This window comes from Pseudomonas sp. DCA-1, assembly GCF_046523955.1.
Taxonomy (GTDB): domain Bacteria; phylum Pseudomonadota; class Gammaproteobacteria; order Pseudomonadales; family Pseudomonadaceae; genus Aquipseudomonas; species Aquipseudomonas putida_Y.
The window spans coordinates 184,414-205,969 of sequence record NZ_CP169881.1 but is presented as its reverse complement, the minus strand read 5'-3'; the positions used below and the strand labels follow the sequence as shown (position 1 = coordinate 205,969).

Annotated in this window: 16 protein-coding genes and 1 pseudogene; 12 read left to right on the top strand and 5 right to left on the bottom strand. The window is 56.1% G+C overall.

Features of this window, described 5'->3' with window-relative positions:
- Window positions 1-70: 70 nt before the first annotated feature.
- Genes ACE4QZ_RS00965 through ACE4QZ_RS00950 form a run of 4 tightly spaced genes read left to right on the top strand, consistent with a single transcriptional unit; the run spans window position 71 to window position 5,796 of the window.
- Window positions 71-1,183: an efflux RND transporter periplasmic adaptor subunit gene (locus tag ACE4QZ_RS00965; RefSeq protein WP_003089078.1), complete on the top strand. Its 1,113-nt coding sequence runs from the start codon at window positions 71-73 to the stop codon at window positions 1,181-1,183.
- Window positions 1,183-4,266 carry an efflux RND transporter permease subunit gene (locus ACE4QZ_RS00960; RefSeq protein WP_003089077.1) on the top strand — a complete coding sequence of 1,028 codons (3,084 nt, stop codon included), beginning with the start codon at window positions 1,183-1,185 and terminating at the stop codon, window positions 4,264-4,266. The genes ACE4QZ_RS00965 and ACE4QZ_RS00960 overlap by 1 nt, the downstream gene beginning before the upstream one ends.
- Complete coding sequence (locus tag ACE4QZ_RS00955; protein WP_003288512.1) at window positions 4,259-4,561, top strand: DUF3240 family protein; 303 nt, start codon at window positions 4,259-4,261, stop codon at window positions 4,559-4,561. Before ACE4QZ_RS00960 ends, ACE4QZ_RS00955 begins: the two co-directional genes overlap by 8 nt.
- Window positions 4,561-5,796: a TolC family protein gene (locus ACE4QZ_RS00950; protein WP_003089075.1), complete on the top strand. Its 1,236-nt coding sequence runs from the start codon at window positions 4,561-4,563 to the stop codon at window positions 5,794-5,796. The genes ACE4QZ_RS00955 and ACE4QZ_RS00950 overlap by 1 nt, the downstream gene beginning before the upstream one ends.
- Before the next feature lie 288 nt (window positions 5,797-6,084).
- On the opposite strand, the pseudogene ACE4QZ_RS00945 reads toward ACE4QZ_RS00950, so the two are convergent.
- Window positions 6,085-6,468, bottom strand: a pseudogene (locus tag ACE4QZ_RS00945) (transposase); the annotation flags it as partial.
- A gap of 216 nt (window positions 6,469-6,684) precedes the next feature.
- On the opposite strand from ACE4QZ_RS00945, the gene ACE4QZ_RS00940 reads away from it, so the two are divergent.
- The 6 genes from ACE4QZ_RS00940 (at window position 6,685) to ACE4QZ_RS00915 (ending at window position 15,395) form a co-directional block, all read left to right on the top strand.
- Window positions 6,685-7,620 (top strand): recombinase family protein, encoded by a 936-nt coding sequence (locus ACE4QZ_RS00940; RefSeq protein ID WP_003089068.1) that lies wholly within the window; start codon window positions 6,685-6,687, stop codon window positions 7,618-7,620.
- A 262-nt stretch (window positions 7,621-7,882) separates the two neighbouring features.
- Window positions 7,883-8,347, top strand: coding sequence for a hypothetical protein (locus ACE4QZ_RS00935; protein ID WP_225786285.1), 465 nt, complete (start codon window positions 7,883-7,885; stop codon window positions 8,345-8,347).
- A 4-nt stretch (window positions 8,348-8,351) separates the two neighbouring features.
- Window positions 8,352-8,915 (top strand): S26 family signal peptidase, encoded by a 564-nt coding sequence (locus ACE4QZ_RS00930; protein WP_135001439.1) that lies wholly within the window; start codon window positions 8,352-8,354, stop codon window positions 8,913-8,915.
- Window positions 8,915-9,916, top strand: coding sequence for a conjugal transfer protein TraF (gene traF / locus ACE4QZ_RS00925; RefSeq protein WP_410480290.1), 1,002 nt, complete (start codon window positions 8,915-8,917; stop codon window positions 9,914-9,916). The genes ACE4QZ_RS00930 and traF overlap by 1 nt, the downstream gene beginning before the upstream one ends.
- Entirely contained in the window at window positions 9,906-11,357 is a 1,452-nt protein-coding gene (locus tag ACE4QZ_RS00920) for a conjugal transfer protein TraH (RefSeq protein ID WP_135001441.1), read from the top strand. The genes traF and ACE4QZ_RS00920 overlap by 11 nt, the downstream gene beginning before the upstream one ends.
- A gap of 9 nt (window positions 11,358-11,366) precedes the next feature.
- Window positions 11,367-15,395: a conjugal transfer protein TraG N-terminal domain-containing protein gene (locus tag ACE4QZ_RS00915; protein ID WP_225786287.1), complete on the top strand. Its 4,029-nt coding sequence runs from the start codon at window positions 11,367-11,369 to the stop codon at window positions 15,393-15,395.
- 189 nt (window positions 15,396-15,584) lie between these two features.
- On the opposite strand, the gene ACE4QZ_RS00910 is transcribed toward ACE4QZ_RS00915, so the two are convergent.
- From ACE4QZ_RS00910 to ACE4QZ_RS00895, 4 genes are read right to left on the bottom strand one after another with little or no spacing between them, the layout of a single operon-like run.
- Window positions 15,585-16,205 carry a thiol:disulfide interchange protein DsbA/DsbL gene (locus tag ACE4QZ_RS00910; protein WP_225786288.1) on the bottom strand — a complete coding sequence of 207 codons (621 nt, stop codon included), beginning with the start codon at window positions 16,203-16,205 and terminating at the stop codon, window positions 15,585-15,587.
- On the bottom strand, window positions 16,111-17,745 hold the full coding sequence (locus ACE4QZ_RS00905; protein ID WP_225786289.1) for a GspE/PulE family protein: 1,635 nt from the start codon (window positions 17,743-17,745) through the stop codon (window positions 16,111-16,113). Before ACE4QZ_RS00905 ends, ACE4QZ_RS00910 begins: the two co-directional genes overlap by 95 nt.
- A gap of 9 nt (window positions 17,746-17,754) precedes the next feature.
- Window positions 17,755-18,033: a hypothetical protein gene (locus tag ACE4QZ_RS00900; RefSeq protein ID WP_023383799.1), complete on the bottom strand. Its 279-nt coding sequence runs from the start codon at window positions 18,031-18,033 to the stop codon at window positions 17,755-17,757.
- Window positions 18,034-18,465, bottom strand: a complete 432-nt coding sequence (locus tag ACE4QZ_RS00895; RefSeq protein ID WP_023383800.1) for a lytic transglycosylase domain-containing protein — start codon at window positions 18,463-18,465, stop codon at window positions 18,034-18,036. It lies immediately after the preceding gene.
- A 48-nt stretch (window positions 18,466-18,513) separates the two neighbouring features.
- On the opposite strand from ACE4QZ_RS00895, the gene ACE4QZ_RS00890 reads away from it, so the two are divergent.
- Together ACE4QZ_RS00890 and ACE4QZ_RS00885 are read left to right on the top strand one after the other, a co-directional pair.
- On the top strand, window positions 18,514-19,476 hold the full coding sequence (locus ACE4QZ_RS00890; protein WP_135001444.1) for a tetratricopeptide repeat protein: 963 nt from the start codon (window positions 18,514-18,516) through the stop codon (window positions 19,474-19,476).
- 825 nt (window positions 19,477-20,301) lie between these two features.
- Entirely contained in the window at window positions 20,302-21,486 is a 1,185-nt protein-coding gene (locus tag ACE4QZ_RS00885; protein WP_175442732.1) for a hypothetical protein, read from the top strand.
- The last annotated feature ends 70 nt before the right edge of the window (window positions 21,487-21,556 follow it).

The following is a 21,556-nucleotide window of genomic DNA, read 5'->3' as shown; positions in this document are numbered from 1 at the left end:
TGCGATTTAAAAATCCTCAAAGACAGGTCTAAAGCATGCCCATGTCATGGCGCTTCACGGGGAACTTTCGATGAATAACGAACATTATCTGCGCAGTGTAAAGGGGCTCTCTTTCGCCATCGCTTTTATTATTTCAGGGCCTGCCATGAGTGCTGAGAAGTTCTCTGTCGCCAATGAACAGATTCAAGCGCTGGGTATCAAGACGTCTGCTGTGCAAAGCATGAAACAGACGGTCAGCACGCGATATCCCGGCCAGGTTGTCGTGCCTCCGAAAGCGGAGCAGATCGTCAGTTCCCCACTTGAAGGTGTGGTGGTGCAACTGCTGGTGGGCGAGTACCAGGCCGTTCGCAAAGGCGAGCCGGTCGTGCGCCTGTCCAGTCCGGCGATGAGCCAGCTCCAGCTCCAGCTGTTGCAGGCATCTGCCCGCGCCACGCTGGCCCGGCAGGCCTACACCCGGGAACAGAAGCTGTTCGATGAGGGCATCATTCCGCAGCGTCGGGCGCAGGAAGCCCAGGCAACGCTGAAGGAAGCGGAAGCGACTCTGGTGCAGACCAAGGCCGAACTGGCCCTGGCGGGAATGACCCCGGCCATGATCGAGCAGGTCATCCGCTCCGGGATTCCTTCCGACAGGATCACCCTCAGCGCCGTTCAGGACGGCATTGTCAGCAACATCTCGGTCCGGCCCGGCCAGCGGGTCGACGGTGCCACGTCGCTGCTGAACATCACCCAGGTCGATGCGCTGTGGCTGGACGTGCAGATTCCGGCCGCGGCCAGTATTGGCATTCAGCCGGGCGCGGGCGTAACGGTGGTCGACAAGGGCATTAATGGGCGTGTCATCAACCTGAGCCCGACCCTCTCGGCTACCAGCCAGTTCGTGGTGCTGCGCGCCGAAATCGAAAATGCCAACGGCGCCCTGCGTCCCGGCGAGCTCGTCACCGTGGAGATCCCGGTTCAGGCCGCTGGCAAATCCTGGGACATCCCTCTGTCTGCCGTCGCTCGCAACAAGACCGACTCCGTGGTGTTCGTCCGCACGCCCGACGGTTTTGAAGCCCGCCCGGTCAAGGTCGAAGTCAGCGCGGGGCAACTGGTCCGTGTCCAGGGCAACATCAGCGAACAGGACCAGGTTGCCGTCGCCGGCGTGATTGCGCTGAAAGGCGCCTGGCTTGAAGAGGACGGTGAGTGATGCTGAGCCGTCTTATCCAATTCTCTTTGTCCCAGCGCCTGTTCATGGTGCTGGCGACGCTGTTGCTGACCGGCGCGGGCTGGTATGCCTACCGTGGGCTGCCCATCGATGCCTTCCCTGATGTGGCCAGCACCCAGGTCAAGGTGATCATGAAGGCACCGGGGATGACCCCGGAAGAAGTTGAAAGCCGGATTGCCGTGCCGATCGAAGTGGAAATGCTCGGTATTCCCAAGACCAAGATCCTGCGCTCGGTCACCAAGTACGGCCTGGTCGATGTCACCATCGATTTTCAGGATGGCACTGACATCTACTGGGCGCGGCAACAGGTTTCCGAGCGTCTCGGCAACCTGAGCGACAGCCTGCCGGACGGCATCAGTGGCGGCATGGCGCCGATCACCACACCGCTGGGCGAGATGTTTATGTTCACGGTGGACGGTACAACCTTGTCTCTGGTCGAACGTCGCAGCCTGCTCGACTGGGTGATCCGGCCGGCGCTGCGTACCGTACCTGGCGTGGCGGATGTGAACTCCCTCGGTGGCCAGGTCAGGACCTTCGAGGTACTGCCAGATCCCATCCGCATGGCTGCCAGCGGCGTGAGCCTTGAGCAGCTGACCAACGCGGTCAACACCAACAACCGTAACGACGGTGCCGGCCGACTGGGTGAAGGTGACGAAGTCCTGCTGGTACGCAGCGAGGGCAGCATCCGCACCCTGGATGACCTGCGGGCCGTTGTGGTCAATTCCAACAGCTCCAGCCCGGTGCGGGTTGGCGACCTGGCCGAGGTTCGCCTTGGCACCCTGACCCGCTACGGCGTGGTGACCCAGGATGGCAAGGGCGAGGCTGTGCAAGGCCTGGTGCTCGGCCTGGCTGGCGCCAACGCCCGCCAAGTGGTCGCCGGTGTGCAACTGAAGCTCAAGGAACTGGAGGCCACACTACCGAAAGGCATCACCATCACCAGCTTCTACGATCGCTCGTCGCTGGTCGATAAAGCGGTAGGGGCTGTGTCCAAGGCGCTGATCGAGGCCACCGTGTTGGTCATCGTGTTGCTGGCCCTGTTCCTCGGCAACGTTCGCGCAGCGCTGACGGTTGCCCTGGTACTTCCGCTGGCGGCGTTGATCACCTTCATCCTGATGCGCTTCGTCGGCATGTCCGCCAACCTGATGAGTCTGGGAGGGCTGGCCATTGCCATCGGCATGTTGGTGGATGCCGCGGTGGTGGTGGTCGAGAACATCGTCCAGCGTCTGGCCACCGATCCTTCCGGTGGCAAGCTGCCGCGTCTGCACATCATCTACCGGGCGGTGCGCGAGGTCGCGGTACCGGTGACGTCCGGCATCCTGATCATCATCACGGTGTTCCTGCCGCTGCTCACCCTGCAGGACCTCGAAGGCAAGTTCTTCGTCCCGGTGGCGCTGACCATCGTCTTCGCTCTGGCGGGATCGTTGCTGCTGTCGCTGACCGTGATCCCCGTGCTGTCCTCCTACCTGCTGCGCGAGGTCAAGCACGAAGACCCCTGGCTTGCCCGCAAGCTGCTGGGCATCTATGGCCCGGTGCTGGAGTGGGGGCTTGGCCGGCAGAAACTGATCGCGATCATCGCTGGCGCCATGTTGGTCGTCGCTGGCCTGGTCTACACCCAGGTGGGCAAGACCTTCATGCCGACCATGGATGAAGGCGACCTGATCGTGGGTATCGAGAAACTGCCATCGGTCAGCCTCGAACAGACGGCCGAGCTGGACAAGAAGATCCAGACCGCGCTGATGGCAGCGGTCCCGGAGATCCGGGGCATCGTGGCGCGGGCCGGTTCCGACGAGATCGGTCTTGATCCCATGGGCCTGAACCAGACCGATACCTACCTGCTGCTCAAGCCCATGAGCGAATGGCGGATGGACACCAAGGAAGAGCTGATGGACGAGGTCCGCAAGGTGCTCGATCCAATGCCGGGTATCGGCTACAGCTTTACCCAGCCCATCGAGATGCGCGTCTCCGAGATGATCATCGGTGTGCGCGGCGACCTCGCCGTGAAGATCTATGGCCCTGACCTGGGCACCCTGAGCCAACTGGGCGGCAAGATCGAGTCGCTGCTCAAGACTGTGCAGGGCAACCAGGACGTCTACACCGTGCAGAACGACGGTGTGCAGTATCTGCGCGTGGAGATCGACCGGCTGCAGGCTGGCCGTTTCGGCCTGAGCGTCGAGGCCATCCAGGATGCACTGCGCGTGCAGATCGAAGGCCAGCAGGCCGGCCTGGTGATCGAAGGCAACCAGCGCACGCCGATCCTCATTCGCTCGGACGAGTCGGTGCGCACGTCGCCGGCGGACTTCAACGCGGTGCGGATCACCACGCCGGATGGCCAGACCATTCCGCTGAGCAGCGTGGCGAGACTGGAGCGTGCCGATGGCCCGGTGAAGATCGACCGGGAAATGGGCAGCCGCTACAGCGTGGTGATCGCCAACGTCAGCGGTCGTGACCTGGTCGGCTTCGTCGAGGAGGCCAAGGCGCTGGTGGCTCAGCAGGTGGAACTGCCCAACGGCTATCGCATCAGCTGGGGCGGCCAGTTCGAGAACCAGCAGCGTGCGGCTGCCCGGCTGTCCATCGTCGTTCCCGTGGCGCTTGGTCTGATCTTCGTCCTGCTGTTCTCGACCTTCGGCTCCGTGCGCCAGGCGTTGCTTATCCTCAGCAACATCCCCTTCGCCCTGGTGGGCGGCATCGTCGCGCTGTGGGTCACTGGCGAGTACCTCTCGGTGCCAGCGTCGGTGGGGTTCATCGCTTTGTTGGGTATCGCGGTGCTCAACGGCATCGTGCTGGTCAGTTACTTCAACCAGTTGCATGGCGAAGGCCTGCCACTGCGGGAAGTGGTGCTCCAGGGTGCCCGTCGCCGGTTACGCCCGGTACTGATGACCGCCTCGATCACCGCCTTCGGTCTGGTCCCACTGTTGTTCGCTACCGGGCCCGGCTCCGAGATCCAGCGGCCGTTGGCCATCGTGGTGATCGGCGGTTTGATCACCGTCACCGCGCTCACCCTCATGTTGCTCCCGATTCTCTATCTGCGATTCGCCCACGCGAAAAAGGAGGCCAAAGATGCCTGATACCTGGTTGACGCTGCTCTGCACCCCAAGCTTGGAGGAGAAGCTCATCGACCACCTCCTGGTCGTGACGGGGAACCAGATCTTCACCAGCACACCGGTTGCGGCGCACGGGCTGTCCACCGCGGCACTCAATCCGATGGAGCGTGTCATGGGGCGGGCCAAGGCTGTGCAGATCCAACTCGTGGTGGAACGGCAGCAACTCACGGAGGTGCTGCAATCCCTCAAGGAGGAGTTTCCAAATACCGGGCTGCGCTATTGGACGGTCCAGGTCAGTAACTTTGGGGAGTTCGTGTGATGAAGCGCCTTGTTCCCCTGGCTCTGCTGATCAGTGTGTGTGGCACGGCCGTGGCGCAACCTGCCGCTCCGGCAAACATTCTGCCCAAGCCGCTGGTGGTGTCGCTGCTCAACGCCGATCCCCGCGTGGCCTCGGCACGCTCCAGCATGGATGCCGCCATGCTGGAGGCTGGCATCATCCGGCGTTCGCCTTATGAATGGACGGCCACGGCAATCGGCCAGCAACGGCGTACCGACGCTGGCCCCAACTACAACGAATGGAACGTGGGTATCGAGCGCACGGTGCGCCTGCCTGGCAAGGCCAGTGCCGACCAGGACATCAGTTCGGCAACGCTGCGATTGGCAGATGCCACCTATGGCGAAGTCCGTCATGAAGCCGCGCGGGAACTGATGACCCTGTGGCTGGATTGGCTGGTGTCGGAGCACGCGCTCACCATCGCCAATAAAGGCCTGGCCTCAGCCAAGGAAAGCCTGGCGGCGGCGGAAAAACGCAACCGTGCGGGTGACGCCTCTAAGCTGGATGTAAGCCTGGTCAAGGCGGAAGTGGCCGAGCAACTGCGACAAGGCAACGAAGCCAAGATAAAAGCCGCTGCGAGCTGGGCAACACTGTCGCGGCGCTTCCCTGGCATCGAGCGCAAAGTGGTTGATCTGCCCATTCCTTCGGCCGAACTCGGTCAGTACGACACCTGGCGCGAGCGGATCCTGGCCGAAAGCGATGTGCTGCGTCGGGTCGAAGCCTCTCTGCTGAGAAATCAGGGGCAATCGGCCCGGGCGAAGGCTGACAGGGTGCCGGATCCTACGTTGGGGGTATTCACCGCCTCCGAGCAGGGCAACCGTGAGCGCATCTACGGTGTCAGCTTCAGCATGCCGATCCCCAGCGGGTCGCGCAGTGCTCGCTACAGCCAGGCGCTGGCCCAGGAGAATGCGGCTCGCGAGGATGTCGACCTGGCCAAACGCGAGCTGGAAGCCGGGATTGCCCGTGACGTCGAACTGGCTTCAGGTGCTTACGAGAGCTACCTGATCGCGAAGGATGGCGCCGCTGCCATGACCCAGAACGAAGCACAGATGCAGCGTGCCTACGAACTGGGCGAGGTGGATCTGCAGTCGTTGTTGCTGGCTCGCCGGCAAGCCGTCGCATCGTCTACCAGCGCCCTGCAGGCCCACGCGGATACGCTGCGCACCCATCTGTCGCTGTTGATCGATGCCCACTGGATATGGGGGTTGGACGAAAGCTGAGTTGTTGCGTTGCCCGGCATAGGCCGGGCAACCTTTCAGAATCGTAATGAGTTACTCATGCTCCGGTTAGTTTTCGGCAGCAATGATAGGAAACGGCCAGTGACCACAGCTGAATAATAAACGGCCGTCCTATCTCAATAAGGGAAGGTCTGAAGTAACCCTGTATTTCCGGTCGACTTCAGCCCTTGCTGCTTTTGAAAGCGGGCCGTCGATCAAAATCGACCAGGTAACCCGCTCAGTTCTCCGTTTTTGGCCGCCGCGAGCACCTCGCAGCAGCCATTTTCCGCATTACAGGTGCACCTTTCCTGCGGTAGTCAGCAAATGTCGGCGCGCCATCCATAGGTTCGACAGCGCGAACAGCGTCACCAGCTGAGCGGTGTTCTTGGCCAGGCCACGGAAGCGCACCTTCACGTAACCGAACTGGCGCTTGATCACTCGAAACGGGTGCTCGACCTTCGCTCGCACTTGTGCCTTGGCCTTCTCGATCTTGCGCTTGGCTTTGTACAGGGCGCTGCGTTTATCGAGCTTCTTGTAGGTGCTGCGGCGTGCTGCGACCTGCCAGATCACTTCGCGGCCCGCATGTTCGGGGCGCTTTTCGACGCCGGTGTAGCCGGCATCGGCGCAGACGACGTTCTCGTTACCGTGCAGCAGTTTGTCGACCTGGGTGATATCGGGGTTTGGGGAGCAACGGAACAGAAAGTGCACTTAAGCCCAGCGCCTGCCCGCAAACCCTTGTGGCGTCTGGTTAGTTCGGGAAAACCAAGGTTTTGCCGAACTCTATCGAGGAATGGCTCGGTTCGTTAAGCTCCCCACGCTACGGTTCAAATAACTGGTACGCTTTATCAAAGTTCAACTATTACTAACGTAGTCGAGTAAACGGTACTTTTGATGAAGATCGGTTATGCGCGAGTGAGCACTCGGGATCAGAAAGCCGACCTACAAGTCGATGCCCTGAAACAGGCCGGGTGCGAACGCATCTACCAAGACATCGCCAGCGGCGCGAAAAGCGCCCGTCCGGAACTGGACAAACTGCTGGCCAACGTGCGTCCGGGTGATGCCGTGGTGATCTGGAAACTGGATCGCCTCGGGCGCTCGCTCAAGCACCTGGTCGAGCTGGTCGGCGAGCTGGCAGAGCGTAAGGTCGGCTTGCAGAGCCTGAATGACCCCATCGACACCACCCATGCCCAAGGCCGCCTGGTGTTCAACCTGTTCGCCTCGCTGGCCGAGTTCGAGCGCGAGCTGATCCGCGAGCGGACTCAGGCGGGCCTGTCGGCCGCACGGTCGCGGGGCCGGATCGGTGGCCGTCCCAAGGGTCTGCCCGCCAAGGCCGAGGCCACCGCCATGGCGGCGCAAACGCTGTACCGCGAGGGTCGCCTGAGCGTCAGCGCCATCGGCGAGAAGCTACACATCTCCAAGAGCACACTGTACAGCTACCTGCGCCACCGGGGTGTCGAGATCGGCGCATACCAGAAGAGCGCCCGGTCACGCGATCAGCAGATCACGGCCTCGTCGTCATCGCCGGCAGAGCCGCCCGCTGTCGAGCGGGTGGCCACCGTCACCCTGCGCCTGGCGGTGGTGAATAACAGCAAGTTCGTGCGCGGCCGGAAACGGGCCAAGGAGAACATCGAGCGCTACTGCCTGGAACCCTACGGCATGAAACGGCTGGAGTCGGGCCACTACGAGTTGGCCATTTCGTATCGAAGCGACGACGAGCTGGACAAGACCGTGCACGACCTGCTGACCGAGATCAGCCAGGAAGCCGACATGCGCAACTGCTTCATCGAGGCGGATGCCTGGGAAGAAGGCACCGAGCGCAGGTGGTAGGGCTTACGTTGGTTTTTGGTTCCATTGCTCCCCAAACCCCATGCAGTGAGCAATTTCATGGCCCGCCAGAGCTCTGCTGCGTAGTCAGGCAAGCAATCAGTCAGCACTTACACCATTACCACTGGACTGCTCAGCCCGGCCATACGCCGGGCTTTTTTATTGCTCGAAACTGATACTTTGGCCGTAGTGCTACGTGTTATGCTTGCAAAAATAACTGCGCATTGAGCGCTACCACTTTCCACCGCTATTAGGGAACGCCGCGATGACTGATACAGCGAATAGCCAAGACCAACAGCCAGGGGACCAAATTCGCCCTGATGACGACAAGGTAAGGACGAAACCAGCACCGGGTGGCAAAGCCAAGCAGGCACCTGCAGGGGTATCGTTTCTGACGTGCACGATCGTGGCTCTCGCTGTATCGGGCTTTACCAGCTACATGTCTTATCACTTCGCCGGTCAGAACCTCAATTCGGGAGCCCAGGTAGTGTTGGTTGACGGCACAAAGCTCGCCAATGCCCAAATGAAGCGAACCCTCGATAAGGCCAGTTTGAGCCCCGAGCAAGCGCAAGCCGACGGCCTGGCATTTGTGACAGACCTTCAGAATGTACTGAAGGGGTACACAGATTCAGGGGTGCTGGTGATCAACTCATCGGTAGCCCTAAACGCACCTGCGGGTCTGAACGTTACCGACCAGGTTGCACAGCACCTTGGCCTTGAGCTGGAGTGATCGCATGAACTCTAAAGCACTGGCGTCTCGACTGGTGTCCCCGCTCAAAACCCTTCGGATAGACAAAGCACGGCTTCGATTTCTTCGAAACTCGATCATAGGTATCGCCGCTTCGTTCATCGTTGCAATTGCGGCTGTTACGACGTTTCGCCAGGACTACCGGATCGGTGTTGATCTTGCGTCAGTCCGTTGCCTGCCCTGGCGCCTGTACATGATCACTTATGGCCAGCCTGCTGACCTCAAACGGGGTGATTTCGTCGCGTTCGTGCCGAAAGGCGGCCTCATGGGCGAGCACTTCGAAGGGAAGACCGTTGGAAAGATGGTCGCAGGCCTCCCGGGTGACAAGCTGGTCGTGAAGAACAATGTCGCCTACATCGGCGATCGACTGATCGGAGAGCTGGACCTCATCGAAAAGCTGGGCAAGAAATCCGGCGATTTCGATCGTGTCATGACAGTACCGGCCGGCAAGATTCTGGTCATTGGGACTGAGCCACGGAGCTATGATGGTCGCTACTGGGGCTTCCTTGATTCGAAGCTGATCATTGGCAAGGTAGGGCCCATCATCTGATGAAAGCTCCATTGAAACACATCATGCGTATGCGTACGCGTGGTGAATTATTGAAAATGGTTTCAGTATTGACGATCGCCGTCTTGTCCAATGTTGCCTATGCGGATACCGAAAGCGGATCCCCGAGGTTCATCGAGCGCAAAGCAGAGGGGTGGTTTTTCTACAAAGATCCAAAAGAGAATCCGCCCCCTCCGCCATTGATCCGTCAAGAGCCCAAAGCGCCTACCGGAAAACCTGCATCCAAAGAGCCGACAGTCCAGCCGTTTTCTGTGTCGTGGTTGCGCGAAAACATGCCGAAGCTGTTGGACGCCGCGATCGACGATCCTAGCAAGGAAAACGTTGAGGCCTATCTCTACGCACAGCGCGTGGCCATGGACAAGTCCCAGCGCTATGCAGAGATGACAACCCGGGTTGTGGCCGCCGATCCATTCCTGGACGAGAACAATCGAGTCCCTATCGCGACTTACACCAAACCGTTCTTCCTGAGGAATGCCCAGGCCGGTGTGACCGAAGCGTTAAAACATGTCGCGACCGTCGGCGGCTTGTGGGTTTTCTTCGATTCGAAGTGTGAATTCTGCCGGCCTCAAGTTAATACCGTTCAGAAACTGGCCAAGGAGTATGGATTTGTCACGAAATTCATTTCCATGGATGGCAAGCCGCTACCGAATGTAACGGAATTCGAAAATAACACCGGGCAAGCCAGCATCCTAAACCTGCGCATCACGCCAACTACGGTTCTCGTTGTTCCACCGAACAACTACTACATCGTCTCGCAAGGGATGATGGCCCAGGACCAGCTTGCTGAACGGATCATTATTGCAGCTGACAGCAACAATCTACTGCCAAAAGATATCGCACAGAAAATCAACACCTATGATCGTGGCGTCTTGACCAACGAAGATACTCAAAAGGGTGCAAGTGATGATCCAAAGCAGTGGGTTAAATACCTGAAGGACAAACTGGAAGGCCGCTACGAGGGGGGCAGAAATAATGCGGAATAAATTAAAGCAACTGGTATCGTTATTACTGGTGGCAACACTTACCATGGTTTCAGTACCAGCATCAGCTGGACTCGCTGATGCTCTTGACGGCATGTTCATGTCGAACAGCACCAGCGGTGGAGCCTTCACAAGCCAAAGCCGCGGCGGCATGGTCGGCGGTGGCGCAGCTCTTCGGAGCCCGGTGCGAAACATCAATCTGGTCGCTTTCGACCCGCCTCGATTCTCGGCCGGTTGCGGCGGGATTGATATGTTCGCGGGGTCCTTCTCGTTCATCAACGCAGATGCCCTGGTTGCATTGTTCCGCCAGATCGCAGCGAACGCAGTTGGCGTTGCGTTCAAAGCCGCCATTGACGCTATCAACCCGGCTCTGGGCAAGCTGATGCAGGACTTCCAGAACAAACTACAAGCCCTGAACCAAATGATGAAGAACACGTGCGCTGTGGCGAACTCCATCGTCAAATCGTTCACAGACCCATCAGCTCGAAAGGAAATGGTAGATCAGGCATCGACAGCAGCATCAGCAGCAACTGGCTCTTTCTCTGATCTGTTCGCTGGTTTGTCGGATTTGTTCAGCTCACCCAACAGCAGTTCTGACAAAGGAACAAATGACGGAAGCTGTGAGGAGTGCGGCAACCCTGTCTGGAAAGCGCTGACAGATACCTCATCCGGCCAATACCTGGGCAACCCCGACACTGGCGAAGCTGACAGCAACCTCGCTAACGAAGTTGTTATGAGTATGATTGGAGCAGTAGTGATGACTGCGCCAGACAGTTCCTCGAAGAACTCTGACGGTTCTGAAAAGCCTAAAGTTGGTCAAATTTATAGTCCAACTTTAACATTGATGAATTTCAAAAACGGCTCAAGCTCGAACAGCACACCACTTAAAATCCTGCATTGCAACAACGGATACGATCGAAATAAGTGCACTAATATCAACCCTAACAAGACGCTGAGCTTTGATGGCACGTTGGGTTACACCAACAAAATGCTTTTTGGATACGCACAAGGTGCGACTGCTGGCACAGCTAGTACATCGATCGTAGGAAAGCTTACAAACTGCACTGGTAATTCATGCGACTTCACCGCAGCACAGAAACAGTTCATTAACTCGATTAAAACACCAGCGCTGGCACTAATTAGAAAAGTACAGCAGTTCCCAGGGGCTATTCAGGGGGTTGCCGAGCAAATGGCACCTATCATCGCCAACGAGCTTGCCCTGAAATATGGTGAAGCTGCTCTGTACGCAGCGAACCAGACTTTCAACGGCGTTAAAGGCATCAAACCTGACTTTGTTGATCAGAACATCAACAAGCTAGTTCAAGAACTCGCAGCAATCAGGGCCGAGGACGCAAATTTCCAACCAAGGGTTGTTGCTACCGAGCAGTGGATCAAAATGATTTTAACCAGCAACCCAGCAATCTTTGTTAAGCCGGGCCTCTAGGAATATATTATGGACTTCACTGTTTTTGTACTTGGTGATGTTTCGACTTTTTACAATACCCTTAACAGCGTAGCAATGATCTTCAACGCCAAGGGCTTCATGACGGGCGTCTACCTCGTAGGGGGGTTCATTGCGTTGATCTCAGGGATTATGTTCGTAATCCAGAAGGGGGCTTCGGAACAGTTTATCCCTGCAAATGGACCTGTGGGTGGTCTGTTTGGCTTCGCCATGATGGTTGCTTGTTGCACGATCAAGGCGGATGTCAAAATCGAGGATATCTACACAGGGACAGTGAACAAGGTAGATAACGTTCCGCTTGTAATCGCCGCGCCGGCTAGCTTGTTCACAACGACAATGTATGGTCTGTTTGAAAAAATCAACACGGCCTACCAAAGCACTTCTGGCAGTTATATGGCCGTCACCCAGAATGGCTTTGTTACTCCGCTGAAGCTACTTCTAACCCTTCGTAAGGGTGTGGAGAATGTTGACCCGTACCTTGTAGCGAGTCTTAAACAATATATTATCGATTGCGTTCCTGGCTCTACTACATTCAGCATTGCGGACTTCCAAAAATCCACAAACATTGTCTCTTATGTATTAGGTCACTCCCGTGGTACTGGCCTCACCACCTATTGGGATAATGTAAATATTTCAGGCTCAGCACTTTCTTGCCAAGAAGCTCAAACCAAGATAGCACTCAAAGTTGATGCGTTTCCATCTTCAGCTGCCGCGAAGCAAATGGTCAATGCGGGCATGAAGGTTAAAAGCCCTACTGGCAGCGCTTACACACCCGATGATGTAAGCGCCGCAATTACCAACTTAGTGCCATCGCTTTGGTCTGCAGCTCAAAGTGCTGATGACTTCATGGTCAACGCGCTTTTTTACAACTCTGTTGTAGGAACTTATAACTGCCTTGATAGCGTTTCCGATCAGAACAGCTTCAACCTTTGTATGACATCGTTGACTCAGCAAGACGAACAATTCCGTTCGGACGCTGCGGCATCTGGCAGTTTCTTCGCCAAAATTATGACGCCGACAATGGTTTTCCTACAGATTCTTTTCTTCGGATTCGCCCCGATAGTGATCATTTACAGCCTCTTTAAAGGGGCTGGCTCTCTTATGATGTATGTGAAGTTTCTCGGCTTCGGAATCTGGACTACATCCTGGCTGCCATTCTCTGCTGTCATTCAAATGTACATCCAAAATGATGTGGCGGAGAAACTGGCGGAATTTAGTGAAAAGGGCCTAGTGCCGAGCAATATGAAGGCTGTCTTTTATGATGTTCTGGCGACCAGGCTCGGTATCGCATCAGACATGTTGGCCGCCACACCACTCATTTCAGCAGCAATGCTTGGACTGACGGCTTACGGCATGGTGAGCCTTGCCAGCCGGTGGTCTGGGCGCGACCATAATGACGAAAAACTTCAGTCTCCTGATATTGTAAAGAACGGGGCTCATGTTGATGTTTCAAGTCGGAATCAATATCAGTCCGAAAATGCTGGTAGCGTTCAAAATGGTCTTTCACGTAATGGGGCAAACTGGAATTCGGCTGATCTAAAAAATACTCTTAGTACATCCACCCAGAGTGCATTCGGTGCCGATCATTCTAAGCGCAGCGAAAGCTCCTCAGCCGTTGAGGCTTCACTCCGCCAAATGTCCTCCTACAAATCCGGTGACAGCTGGACAGATCAGCGCATGCAATCGCTCGATCGCCAGCACAGCAATATTTCTCAGCAGGCGATGAAGCTGGGGGATAGCATTGGTCAGGCATTGGGGTTCACTGGGAAGGAGATGAACTCGTTCAAAGAGGCGTTCGACGCGAAGGTTGGTTTCAGCGGCATCTTCGGCGGTGTTTCTGCTGGCATCCAGAACGCCACTGGGAAGGATATGACCAAGTCTCAAGCCTCAACCATTGCATCCCAGTTTGGTACGGAGATCTCCAAAAACGAAAGTGACATGTCCGGGTGGAAGGCCTCAGTTGCTGATACGTTCTCTCATAGCACTGGCAGAGAAGCCGCAACTGAAAACGCCCTGGGTCGACGTCTAAGTGCAACCACCGCAGACACTCAATCGTCTTTCAATCGTTTCCAGCAAGCTACATCAGCGGAGGCCGGCGTTTCCGCAAACGCGAAGATCAGTGAGGAGACCACCGGCGGGAATCTCACCCGATCGCAACAGGGGATGCAAGCTCTTAATCAGGCGATCGCCGGTCTCAGCGATTCGCAGCGCAGTGAATTCAACAAGAAATTCCCCGAGCTTGAAACCCGCTATGCTCAGCAATCCACTGGCATGGTTGGCGCTCGTGAGTCCGCCCAGCTGTGGGCTCTCAAGTCGATTGGGGCGGACACAGAGTTTGCGAACGTCATTTCGGCTATGACTGGAAACGTTGTGGGTGGACCGAGCGAAGGTAATGCGGCCAAATTCCAAGGCGTAGGGGGGCGAGCAGCCCAGGTCAGTGACAACCCAGCCGGTCAGGTTTCTCGCGCTAATATCGGCAACCCGTCGACCAATGTTCCCGGCGTCAACCCGAATCAGGTCGGCCCTACTGGTGCTCCACAGGCACAAGAGCTCAGGGAAGTCGCATCGGGAATGGATCCATACCGTTCCTACGAGGACCGCGAGACCTATGTATCGTCGCAAATGCCAAGCAGCCATGCCAAAGCTCAAGAGCAGATGCGGGCGGGTAAAACAGCACTCGAAAATGCGGACACCACCCTTTCCCCTGAGCAGATCCGCGACACGCTGTCGACCAAGCCAATTACGAACACCATGGTCGGCGTAGGCCAGGCCGAGCAGCAATGGGAGCAAGAAAACCCAAAAACTGCGATGGCCGTTACGGCAGCGACTATGTTTGTGCCAGGCGCAGGATGGGGCGGAGCAGCTATCAAAGGGACTCAAGCAACAAGAGCGGTTCTGGCAGCACGCAGCGCTGAAACTGCCTTGAAAGCAGCTGAAGCCGGTACCGAAGTTGCTCAGGCTGCACGCGTGGTCAATGCAGCTGGGCACGAAGTCCCTGCGCTGCTTCGTGGCCAAGGCCAGGCTTCGCGGGTCGTGAACGCCGAACATGTGGCAGAAGCTGCTGAAACTGCGAAAGCCGCTTCGGCGACCGCGAAGGCTGCCGGTCGCGAGGCCGCAGCCGCCACCAAGCTCGCTGGCAACGTTTCGGTCGTCCCAGGGATGATGATCGCTTCCGATCACATGGCGGACAATTACAATGCTGATGTGGCCGCCAACGGCAAGCCTGAGCGCTTTGAGCCCGGCTCTAGTGTTCGCTCGGTGCTCCAGAATGATGGCGCCACAGCAGGCGCTCAACCACAGAGTGATCAGCCGCTTGTAACACCAATGCCGGCGCCCGCCGACGCTCTTGCCCCCCTGGGAGGACATGCAGGCAACTTGATGGCCGCCCCGGGCGAAAATATGCAAGCTGCAGCCCAAGGCCAGCCGCTGGTCACACCGATGAACGCAAACCCTGAAGCGCCTGCCCCAGCACCAGCCTTACTTCGACAGGACGCGCCCCGTGCACAGAGCAGTCAGCCCGTGGCGGCCGCAGCGCTGACCGGCGCCGAGGCAATCACAGGTCAAGTAGGGGAGCTTAGAGCGGCCCCAGGTGAGGGGCTCATGAGCGCGGGTACTAGTAAGAACCTGATGGAGCCAATTGGTAACCCGGCCACCTCCGCTCACACCGGTCAACTCCATCTGGGTTCGCAACCCGCCATGGCCGATTCCCACGCTGACCTACAATCGGGCGAAATGATGACGGCATCGGGTGCTGGTTTGATGACCGCTGGTGCCCCATCGCAGGCTAGCGCCGGGCTCTCAGCAGGTGAGCCGCAACTGTCGGGCTCAGATAATGGCCCAGGTAGCCCATACGGAGAAGGCATGATGGGGGCTGCGGATGCTTACGAGTCGCCTTTCACTGGAGGAGGGAAGCCGGCACCCGTTACGCGAGTGATGACCCTGGAAAACACCGTGGTTACCCCGGAAGACAAGGGTGACGACGACTCCAAACCACCGACGACGAGAGGGGGCAAAAGCTAACTACAGCTGAAAAAGGAAAGCCCGACTATGTCGGGCTTTTTCTTATAACTCTGCCTGTCTACAGACTAGACAGCTCATCCCTGGCGATAGGATCCCAACCACCGGGCTAGCCGCTGGAATGCAAAACCCCCGTGGTACGGGGGCTCCTGTTTTGACAAGCATTCTGGGCAGAACCAACCGTGGGCTGGGCTATTGCTCCTGCATCACCTTGGAAATCATGCCGTTGGCCAGGTTCATGTAGAGCGCACTATCGCCGGAAACATCGTCAGGTGTGATCACGTACCTTCCGCTGATGACCATGGAAGGTGTGGCATCAACTCCATATGTGAGGAGCTTGGCAAAAGCCTTCTCCAGCCGCTGCTGAGTGACGTTGTGCCAGGCATCGTTGAATCCCTGAACGTTCGCGATCGCTACAGCTTTCGTCCATGTATCAGGGCTCTCCATCGGCATGCCATTCTGCTGGATCAACGTATAGGCCGCCGACATGAATGCGTCGAGTCGGGCTGGATCTGCATCCAGGACAGCGAAGAATGCACGAGCAGCAATGTAATTAGCTTTGTCGGGGACCGCTACGGGAAGGAACTCCGCGGACCAGCCAGGCGGCATCGTTTTGGCCCACCGAGCCAAGGTCTGATCGTATGATGCACAGACTGGACACGCAAAGGAAAAGAACACGATGACCTTGTGACTGTCTTGAGCCTGGGCCGCAACCTCTCTATACGGCAGCGACGGCAGCGACTCCTGTGCTAAGGAGAGGACTGGAGTTGCCAGCAGGGCTGCCATAGCCATCCGCGCAATAAACTTCTTCATATAAACTTTCCTTGCTGATGAGGTTCTGCTCGATGAGCATGTCGAAGATTGACTCTTGATTTCGCTCAGTGCGCCACAGCTCGACAGTATCCTTCAGTGCCCTGAAGTTGATTTTCCGGGCCGCGGCCAACTCATTCAAAAATTCCACCGCCCCCTCGGTGTAACCAAGAGCGTTCACCACGTCATCTTGTGACACAAGCGCCAGATCAATGAGGGCTTGCCCGAACTTTTTGACCTTGCCTTCAATCGTACACCGCAGCTGAAGTTCAGCTGCCTGATTTGCCTGCGTAAAGGTAATGAGGCCCTGAGCGATTAGAACATCACCGATGCGCCTAACCGCTGGCTTCACAGAATCATCTTTAATTAAGGTCCGTACCCGTCCCAAGGTTGTCAAGCCATCAGTTACCATCCGTACAGCGGATTGGCCTAATGTGTCGAATTGGCTCTGCCGTGCAGCAGCGTTCAACACAGCCATCTCTCCACCGCCACCGATAATGGCTGCACGCACTGATCTGTCTGATCTAATAAGCTCAATGATGGGGCATTTACCTGAAAACGAATCTTTCGAAGGCGCAAATGGAATATTGCCTGTGACAGGCGGCAGCCCATTCTTTTTCAACCACATGCGCTCTACGTCATTAATAGGTAGCCATTCGTGATCTATATCAGTCCGAAGAGTCTGCACAAGTCGCTGAGCAATCACACCAATGAGTACAGACGCAAGTGTTTGGGCATCGACCCCAAGATCAACGATGCGAGGTACAGCTTGTGCTGCACTATTGGAGTGCAATGTGGCAAAGACCAAGTGGCCGGTGTTTGCAGCCTGAATGGCAATCTGTGCGGTTTCCTGGTCACGAATCTCACCAATCAGAATAACGTCCGGATCCTGACGCAACAGGGCCCGTAGACCCAATGCGAAACTGAGCTGGGGCGTTACGTTGATTTGGACAAAGCCCTTAACTACATACTCAACCGGATGCTCGATAGTACAGATGTTGAGCGTACCGTCGTTGATGGCATTGAGTGCTGCGTACAGTGTCGTGGTTTTACCTGAGCCGGTTGGGCCGGTGACAAGGATCAGCCCTTGAGGTTCGTTGATCATCTCGCGGAATGCGTGCTCGACCAGAGGCGGCATTCGAATTCGGTCAAGGCTCATCGACGCGTTTTCTTGGTCGAGCAACCGGCATACGATTTTTTGCCCATTGTGACTTGGAACCAAGCTCACACGGACCTCCAACTCCAGTCCCGGGTATCGCAATCCGATACGACCATCGAGGGGGATTTGATGCTGCGAGAGGTCCATGGTGGCCCGCGATCGAATTTTCGTATCGATCATTTTTCCCATAGCAGGCTCTACGGTTTCAAAATGCCTCAGCTGACCGTCTTGCCGTAGCTGAATATGCACGTGACCTTGAACCCACTGGAAGTGAATGTCCGGGACTTTATTCTCGGCGGCCATCCTGAACAAGTCGTTCAAATAGGTTGCCGCCGGTTTATCTGCCGGGGAGTTGTAAATAAAAAGATCTGGTTCCTTTGCCACAGTCAGCTCCTATTTAGCCTGGCCGGTAGTGCAGTTGAGTTCTGGGCCATAGAACAAGCGCGAAATGAAACTTTGCACGGATTTATCAGCCGCAATGCTCCAAATCAACAAGTCAATACGCGAATCTGTACTAAGGTAGTTCGTACCTGCCCAACGAACTGCATCAAAAACAACTCGGACCGGTAAAGCGCCACGCTCGACGCGTTCACACGGTTCCTCCGGGGATACCGTGTACAAAATCCAGCCAAATAGAAGAACAGCAAAAAAACTGCTGAATAGCTGTTTCATTTACAAACCACCGTAGTTATTCATGACTTTCTGAATGTAAATCCGCTGACTTTTCTCATTAGGGCTGTTGTATGCGCCAACCGCTTTCCAAACATGGCCGTGTGAAGCGATGTTACTTGCTAGGATCCAGGCGCCGACATTCGCGCTAACACAGCGATCTAACAGCTCCTTCTCACCAATACCGTATTTCGATAGCTTTGGAAGCCAAGAGGAATTGATCTGCATCAATCCGATATCCCAGGTCCCATCGCTATTTTTTTGGCTCACTACGTCTGCTTTGCCCGGTCGGTTCTCGGTGACCTGAATGGCGCGGAGTAGCTTCTCGCTGACCCTATATCGCGCAGCCGCCTCGGCGAAGCAGTCCGCGTGGGAGGTCGTAGGAAGCCAGGCCAATGCACCTATCAGGAGAAAAGGGAGGGATAGTTTTTTCATGCGCTAGAGAATACATTACGCGTACCAATAAACAAGGTGTATCCGCTAATGCATTCACTGAATCGACTGCCGATCCTGTTGGCGCTCCCTCTAGCGTTCGTGAGCCTCACCTGTGCTGCAAGCAGCGCCCAAGACACGTCAGCAGCTGCATACTTCAGCAACGAAGCAGCAGCAGGGGGCGCCGACCTCCCAGACATCTCCACTGCTATGAAGGGCCTCCTTTCAACCGCCCGGGAGGGTGGCGAAGTACTTCGGACTTGGGCAGCCTACAAAGCTGGGGACAAAGCTGCACTGCCGAAGCTCTTCGAGCTCGCCCAAGGCGGGAATAGCCGAGCACAGAACGTAGTGGGCTATCTGCTGGATCACGGTGAAGGGGTCAAAAAAGACAGCGCCGCCGCTGCAGCATATTTCTCTGCCGCCAGCTCTGACTACCCCCTTGCTCGGTACAACCTGGCAGTACTTACTTTGCTTGGCCGCGGTGTACCGAAGGACGAGACCAAGGCGATGGAGATGTTTGAGTCGTCAGTAAAGGACGCGTCTGTCGATCTTGCAGCTGTCCGCCTGTCGCTCTACTACCTCAACAAAGGCGACCATGACAAAGCCTGGACATGGGCAAATGAGGGCGCCAACCGTGGCAACGTGACAGCCTACTACCTACTTGGGCGGATGCTCTACGAACGCGGGGGGTACCAAGAGGCATACAACTGGCTGACGAAGGCAGCGCAAGCAAGCGAACCGAATGCACCCGCCATCCTCTCTGCGATGTACAAAAATGGCCAGGGGATGAATCAAAACGTGAAGATGGCCGCATCCTGGTGGATGATCTACGTCGGTCTGAACAAGGGAAAACCGGGCATGAACTCAGCGGGAATGTCGTCCTTCGGACTGACCGCCAAAGAACAGAATGACGCAACCAGCTTCGCAACCAACTGGCTATCGACACACAAACACATGAAGCGTCCTGACTACGACGCCACGCTGCTCCAGGCCAACAGAAACGACAAGTCGTGAGTCCATACGTACAGAGCTGTAGATAGCAGACCTAGCCCCACTATCGGCCACGAGATGAGGGCTATCCGCCAGTCTGCCCTCGATGGCCAGCAGTGCAAGACAATGGGACCTGCGAGAATCCACCAGGCCAGGTCCTCAAAAGCCAGTCCCCCTACCTGATTCGTGGTGCGCCATGAGGCGAGCGCATAGAGGACTGGCAGAGCTAACAAGGGTGCAAGAGCGGTAGCCCAAGCATTCGCCCATGTCAGGCGCTCGAACTCCACGGACCCAAGGATAATTTGATTTCCTTCTCGCCGAGGTATCAGGGTCATTCCAATGGGCCTAGCCCTTGTGAGGTAGCCCACCGCGAAATGGAAGAGTTCATGGCTGAAAACACCAACCGCCCTGAGCAGAGACGCTGCAAGGGATCGAGGTGGCAGCATTCGCACGACAAATGCCATCACAAGCATTGGCACCAGGTAACCCCCAGGGCTTGCCAGCAAAAAATTCTCCAGAGCACTGTATCGCTCCATAACCATCCATCATCCCTCGCGCTAATGAAATCCCATGAAAAGCGCTTTCAATACTGACAGTATTATGCTTATGTGTCATGCGCAGACGATGTACGCAACCATGTGTCATGCGATCGGCGTTTCTAAATTTCGACAATGCTCAGGCCGATCTGACATTGAATCAAGTGCGGTACATGAAGAGGCCAAGCAATCTCAACCGGGCCGTGGGCAGGGGTAGCGGATTGGTACGAGATGGCCTGTTGGGTCCGCATTGTCGCAGTCATGCTGGAAAGGAAGTCCTCACCATCCAGCATCCGATAGCAAGGTGAATGGGATGAAAAAAGGAAAACAACGGGTGCTAACTCTGGCGGGGTTATTGGCCGTAGCCGTTGGTGCTTTAGCCGACCCGCACTCGGAAGGTACCGAACTTGGAAAATCAACTTTAGGTAAACTCTCCTCTAATGTGACTTCAGCTAACGCTAAATCGATGCCTTTTTACACTGACACACCATCGCAATCCTCTCAATTTGGCAGCAGCTCACTTTTCACTGTTGGTACAAGCCGCATCAATAGTTGTAAAACTGAAGCTGACGGCCCTGATGCGATCGCGAATCAAGAGTGTGATGCAGTAAACTTCCTAGCAAAGAACCCATATGAACGCGTTAAAGTTGATGTCGACGAAAATGATCCGATAATCAGTGGCATTGGCGAAATCATCAATAATGCAAAACCCGATGAGATCACTGAGAGCTGCGGCACGAAGACGACTACTACGCCAGACATTTACTCAACAGAAGTGTGCAACGAGTACAACCTCAGCGATCAAAAAATCTGTTCAATGGGCCAGGTTGTGGACGTTGACACAAAGGCCAACTTCCAATGCAATGTCACCCAGAACGCACTAGAAACGGTATCGTGCGACAAGTACCTTGTGCTGTCCTGCCAACCCCCAATCGCAGGCTGCACAGGATCAGGCATCGCCGTAAACTCCGCAACGATCAGTAATGGCGCCTATCAGTTTACTCTGGTCGGCTCTGCCCTGACGATCGTCAATAACGTCACGGCCATCAATGAAGTGACAGAAGCAGACTTTAACTTTTCCATCGCAGGGCTTGACCGTGTCGATGAGTTCTTCATCAACGCCATACATTCCGACAACTATGTAGGCATTGCAGTCAATGGCATCTTTATTGGTGTACACGGCCGTGCATTTGGAGGCTGGAACGCGAATGCCACTAAGCTGGTTCAAGACACCAATTACAGCCCTCCTCATGCTCGGTGGAGTGACAATCCCGCCGACCACTACAAAGCAGAGACTGGCAATAATCTCAAAACAAGCGAGCATATCGACTTGATTCCATATTTGCGAGAAGGCTCGAACGTTATAAATATTAAAGTTCTCAATGGTAAAGGCCCAGGCTATGGGATGGTTTATATCACAGCGCACCAACAGTGCCCTCCAGAATGCGAGGAAACTTGGGTTGATCAGTGCTCATCGTATGAACAACGTTCGCTATAAACCCTCACCACTGAACTACCCCGCGTATCAGCGCATGTAACCCGACCAAACGTATGCTTATGAATCAGAA

Coding starts and splice junctions, on each gene's coding strand:
- ACE4QZ_RS00965 (WP_003089078.1), top strand. CDS start 71: ATGAATAACGAACATTATCTGCGCAGTGTAAAGGGGCTCTCTTTCGCC.
- ACE4QZ_RS00960 (WP_003089077.1), top strand. CDS start 1,183: ATGCTGAGCCGTCTTATCCAATTCTCTTTGTCCCAGCGCCTGTTCATG.
- ACE4QZ_RS00955 (WP_003288512.1), top strand. CDS start 4,259: ATGCCTGATACCTGGTTGACGCTGCTCTGCACCCCAAGCTTGGAGGAG.
- ACE4QZ_RS00950 (WP_003089075.1), top strand. CDS start 4,561: ATGAAGCGCCTTGTTCCCCTGGCTCTGCTGATCAGTGTGTGTGGCACG.
- ACE4QZ_RS00940 (WP_003089068.1), top strand. CDS start 6,685: ATGAAGATCGGTTATGCGCGAGTGAGCACTCGGGATCAGAAAGCCGAC.
- ACE4QZ_RS00935 (WP_225786285.1), top strand. CDS start 7,883: ATGACTGATACAGCGAATAGCCAAGACCAACAGCCAGGGGACCAAATT.
- ACE4QZ_RS00930 (WP_135001439.1), top strand. CDS start 8,352: ATGAACTCTAAAGCACTGGCGTCTCGACTGGTGTCCCCGCTCAAAACC.
- traF (WP_410480290.1), top strand. CDS start 8,915: ATGAAAGCTCCATTGAAACACATCATGCGTATGCGTACGCGTGGTGAA.
- ACE4QZ_RS00920 (WP_135001441.1), top strand. CDS start 9,906: ATGCGGAATAAATTAAAGCAACTGGTATCGTTATTACTGGTGGCAACA.
- ACE4QZ_RS00915 (WP_225786287.1), top strand. CDS start 11,367: ATGGACTTCACTGTTTTTGTACTTGGTGATGTTTCGACTTTTTACAAT.
- ACE4QZ_RS00910 (WP_225786288.1), bottom strand. CDS start 16,205: ATGAAGAAGTTTATTGCGCGGATGGCTATGGCAGCCCTGCTGGCAACT.
- ACE4QZ_RS00900 (WP_023383799.1), bottom strand. CDS start 18,033: ATGAAACAGCTATTCAGCAGTTTTTTTGCTGTTCTTCTATTTGGCTGG.
- ACE4QZ_RS00895 (WP_023383800.1), bottom strand. CDS start 18,465: ATGAAAAAACTATCCCTCCCTTTTCTCCTGATAGGTGCATTGGCCTGG.
- ACE4QZ_RS00890 (WP_135001444.1), top strand. CDS start 18,514: ATGCATTCACTGAATCGACTGCCGATCCTGTTGGCGCTCCCTCTAGCG.
- ACE4QZ_RS00885 (WP_175442732.1), top strand. CDS start 20,302: ATGAAAAAAGGAAAACAACGGGTGCTAACTCTGGCGGGGTTATTGGCC.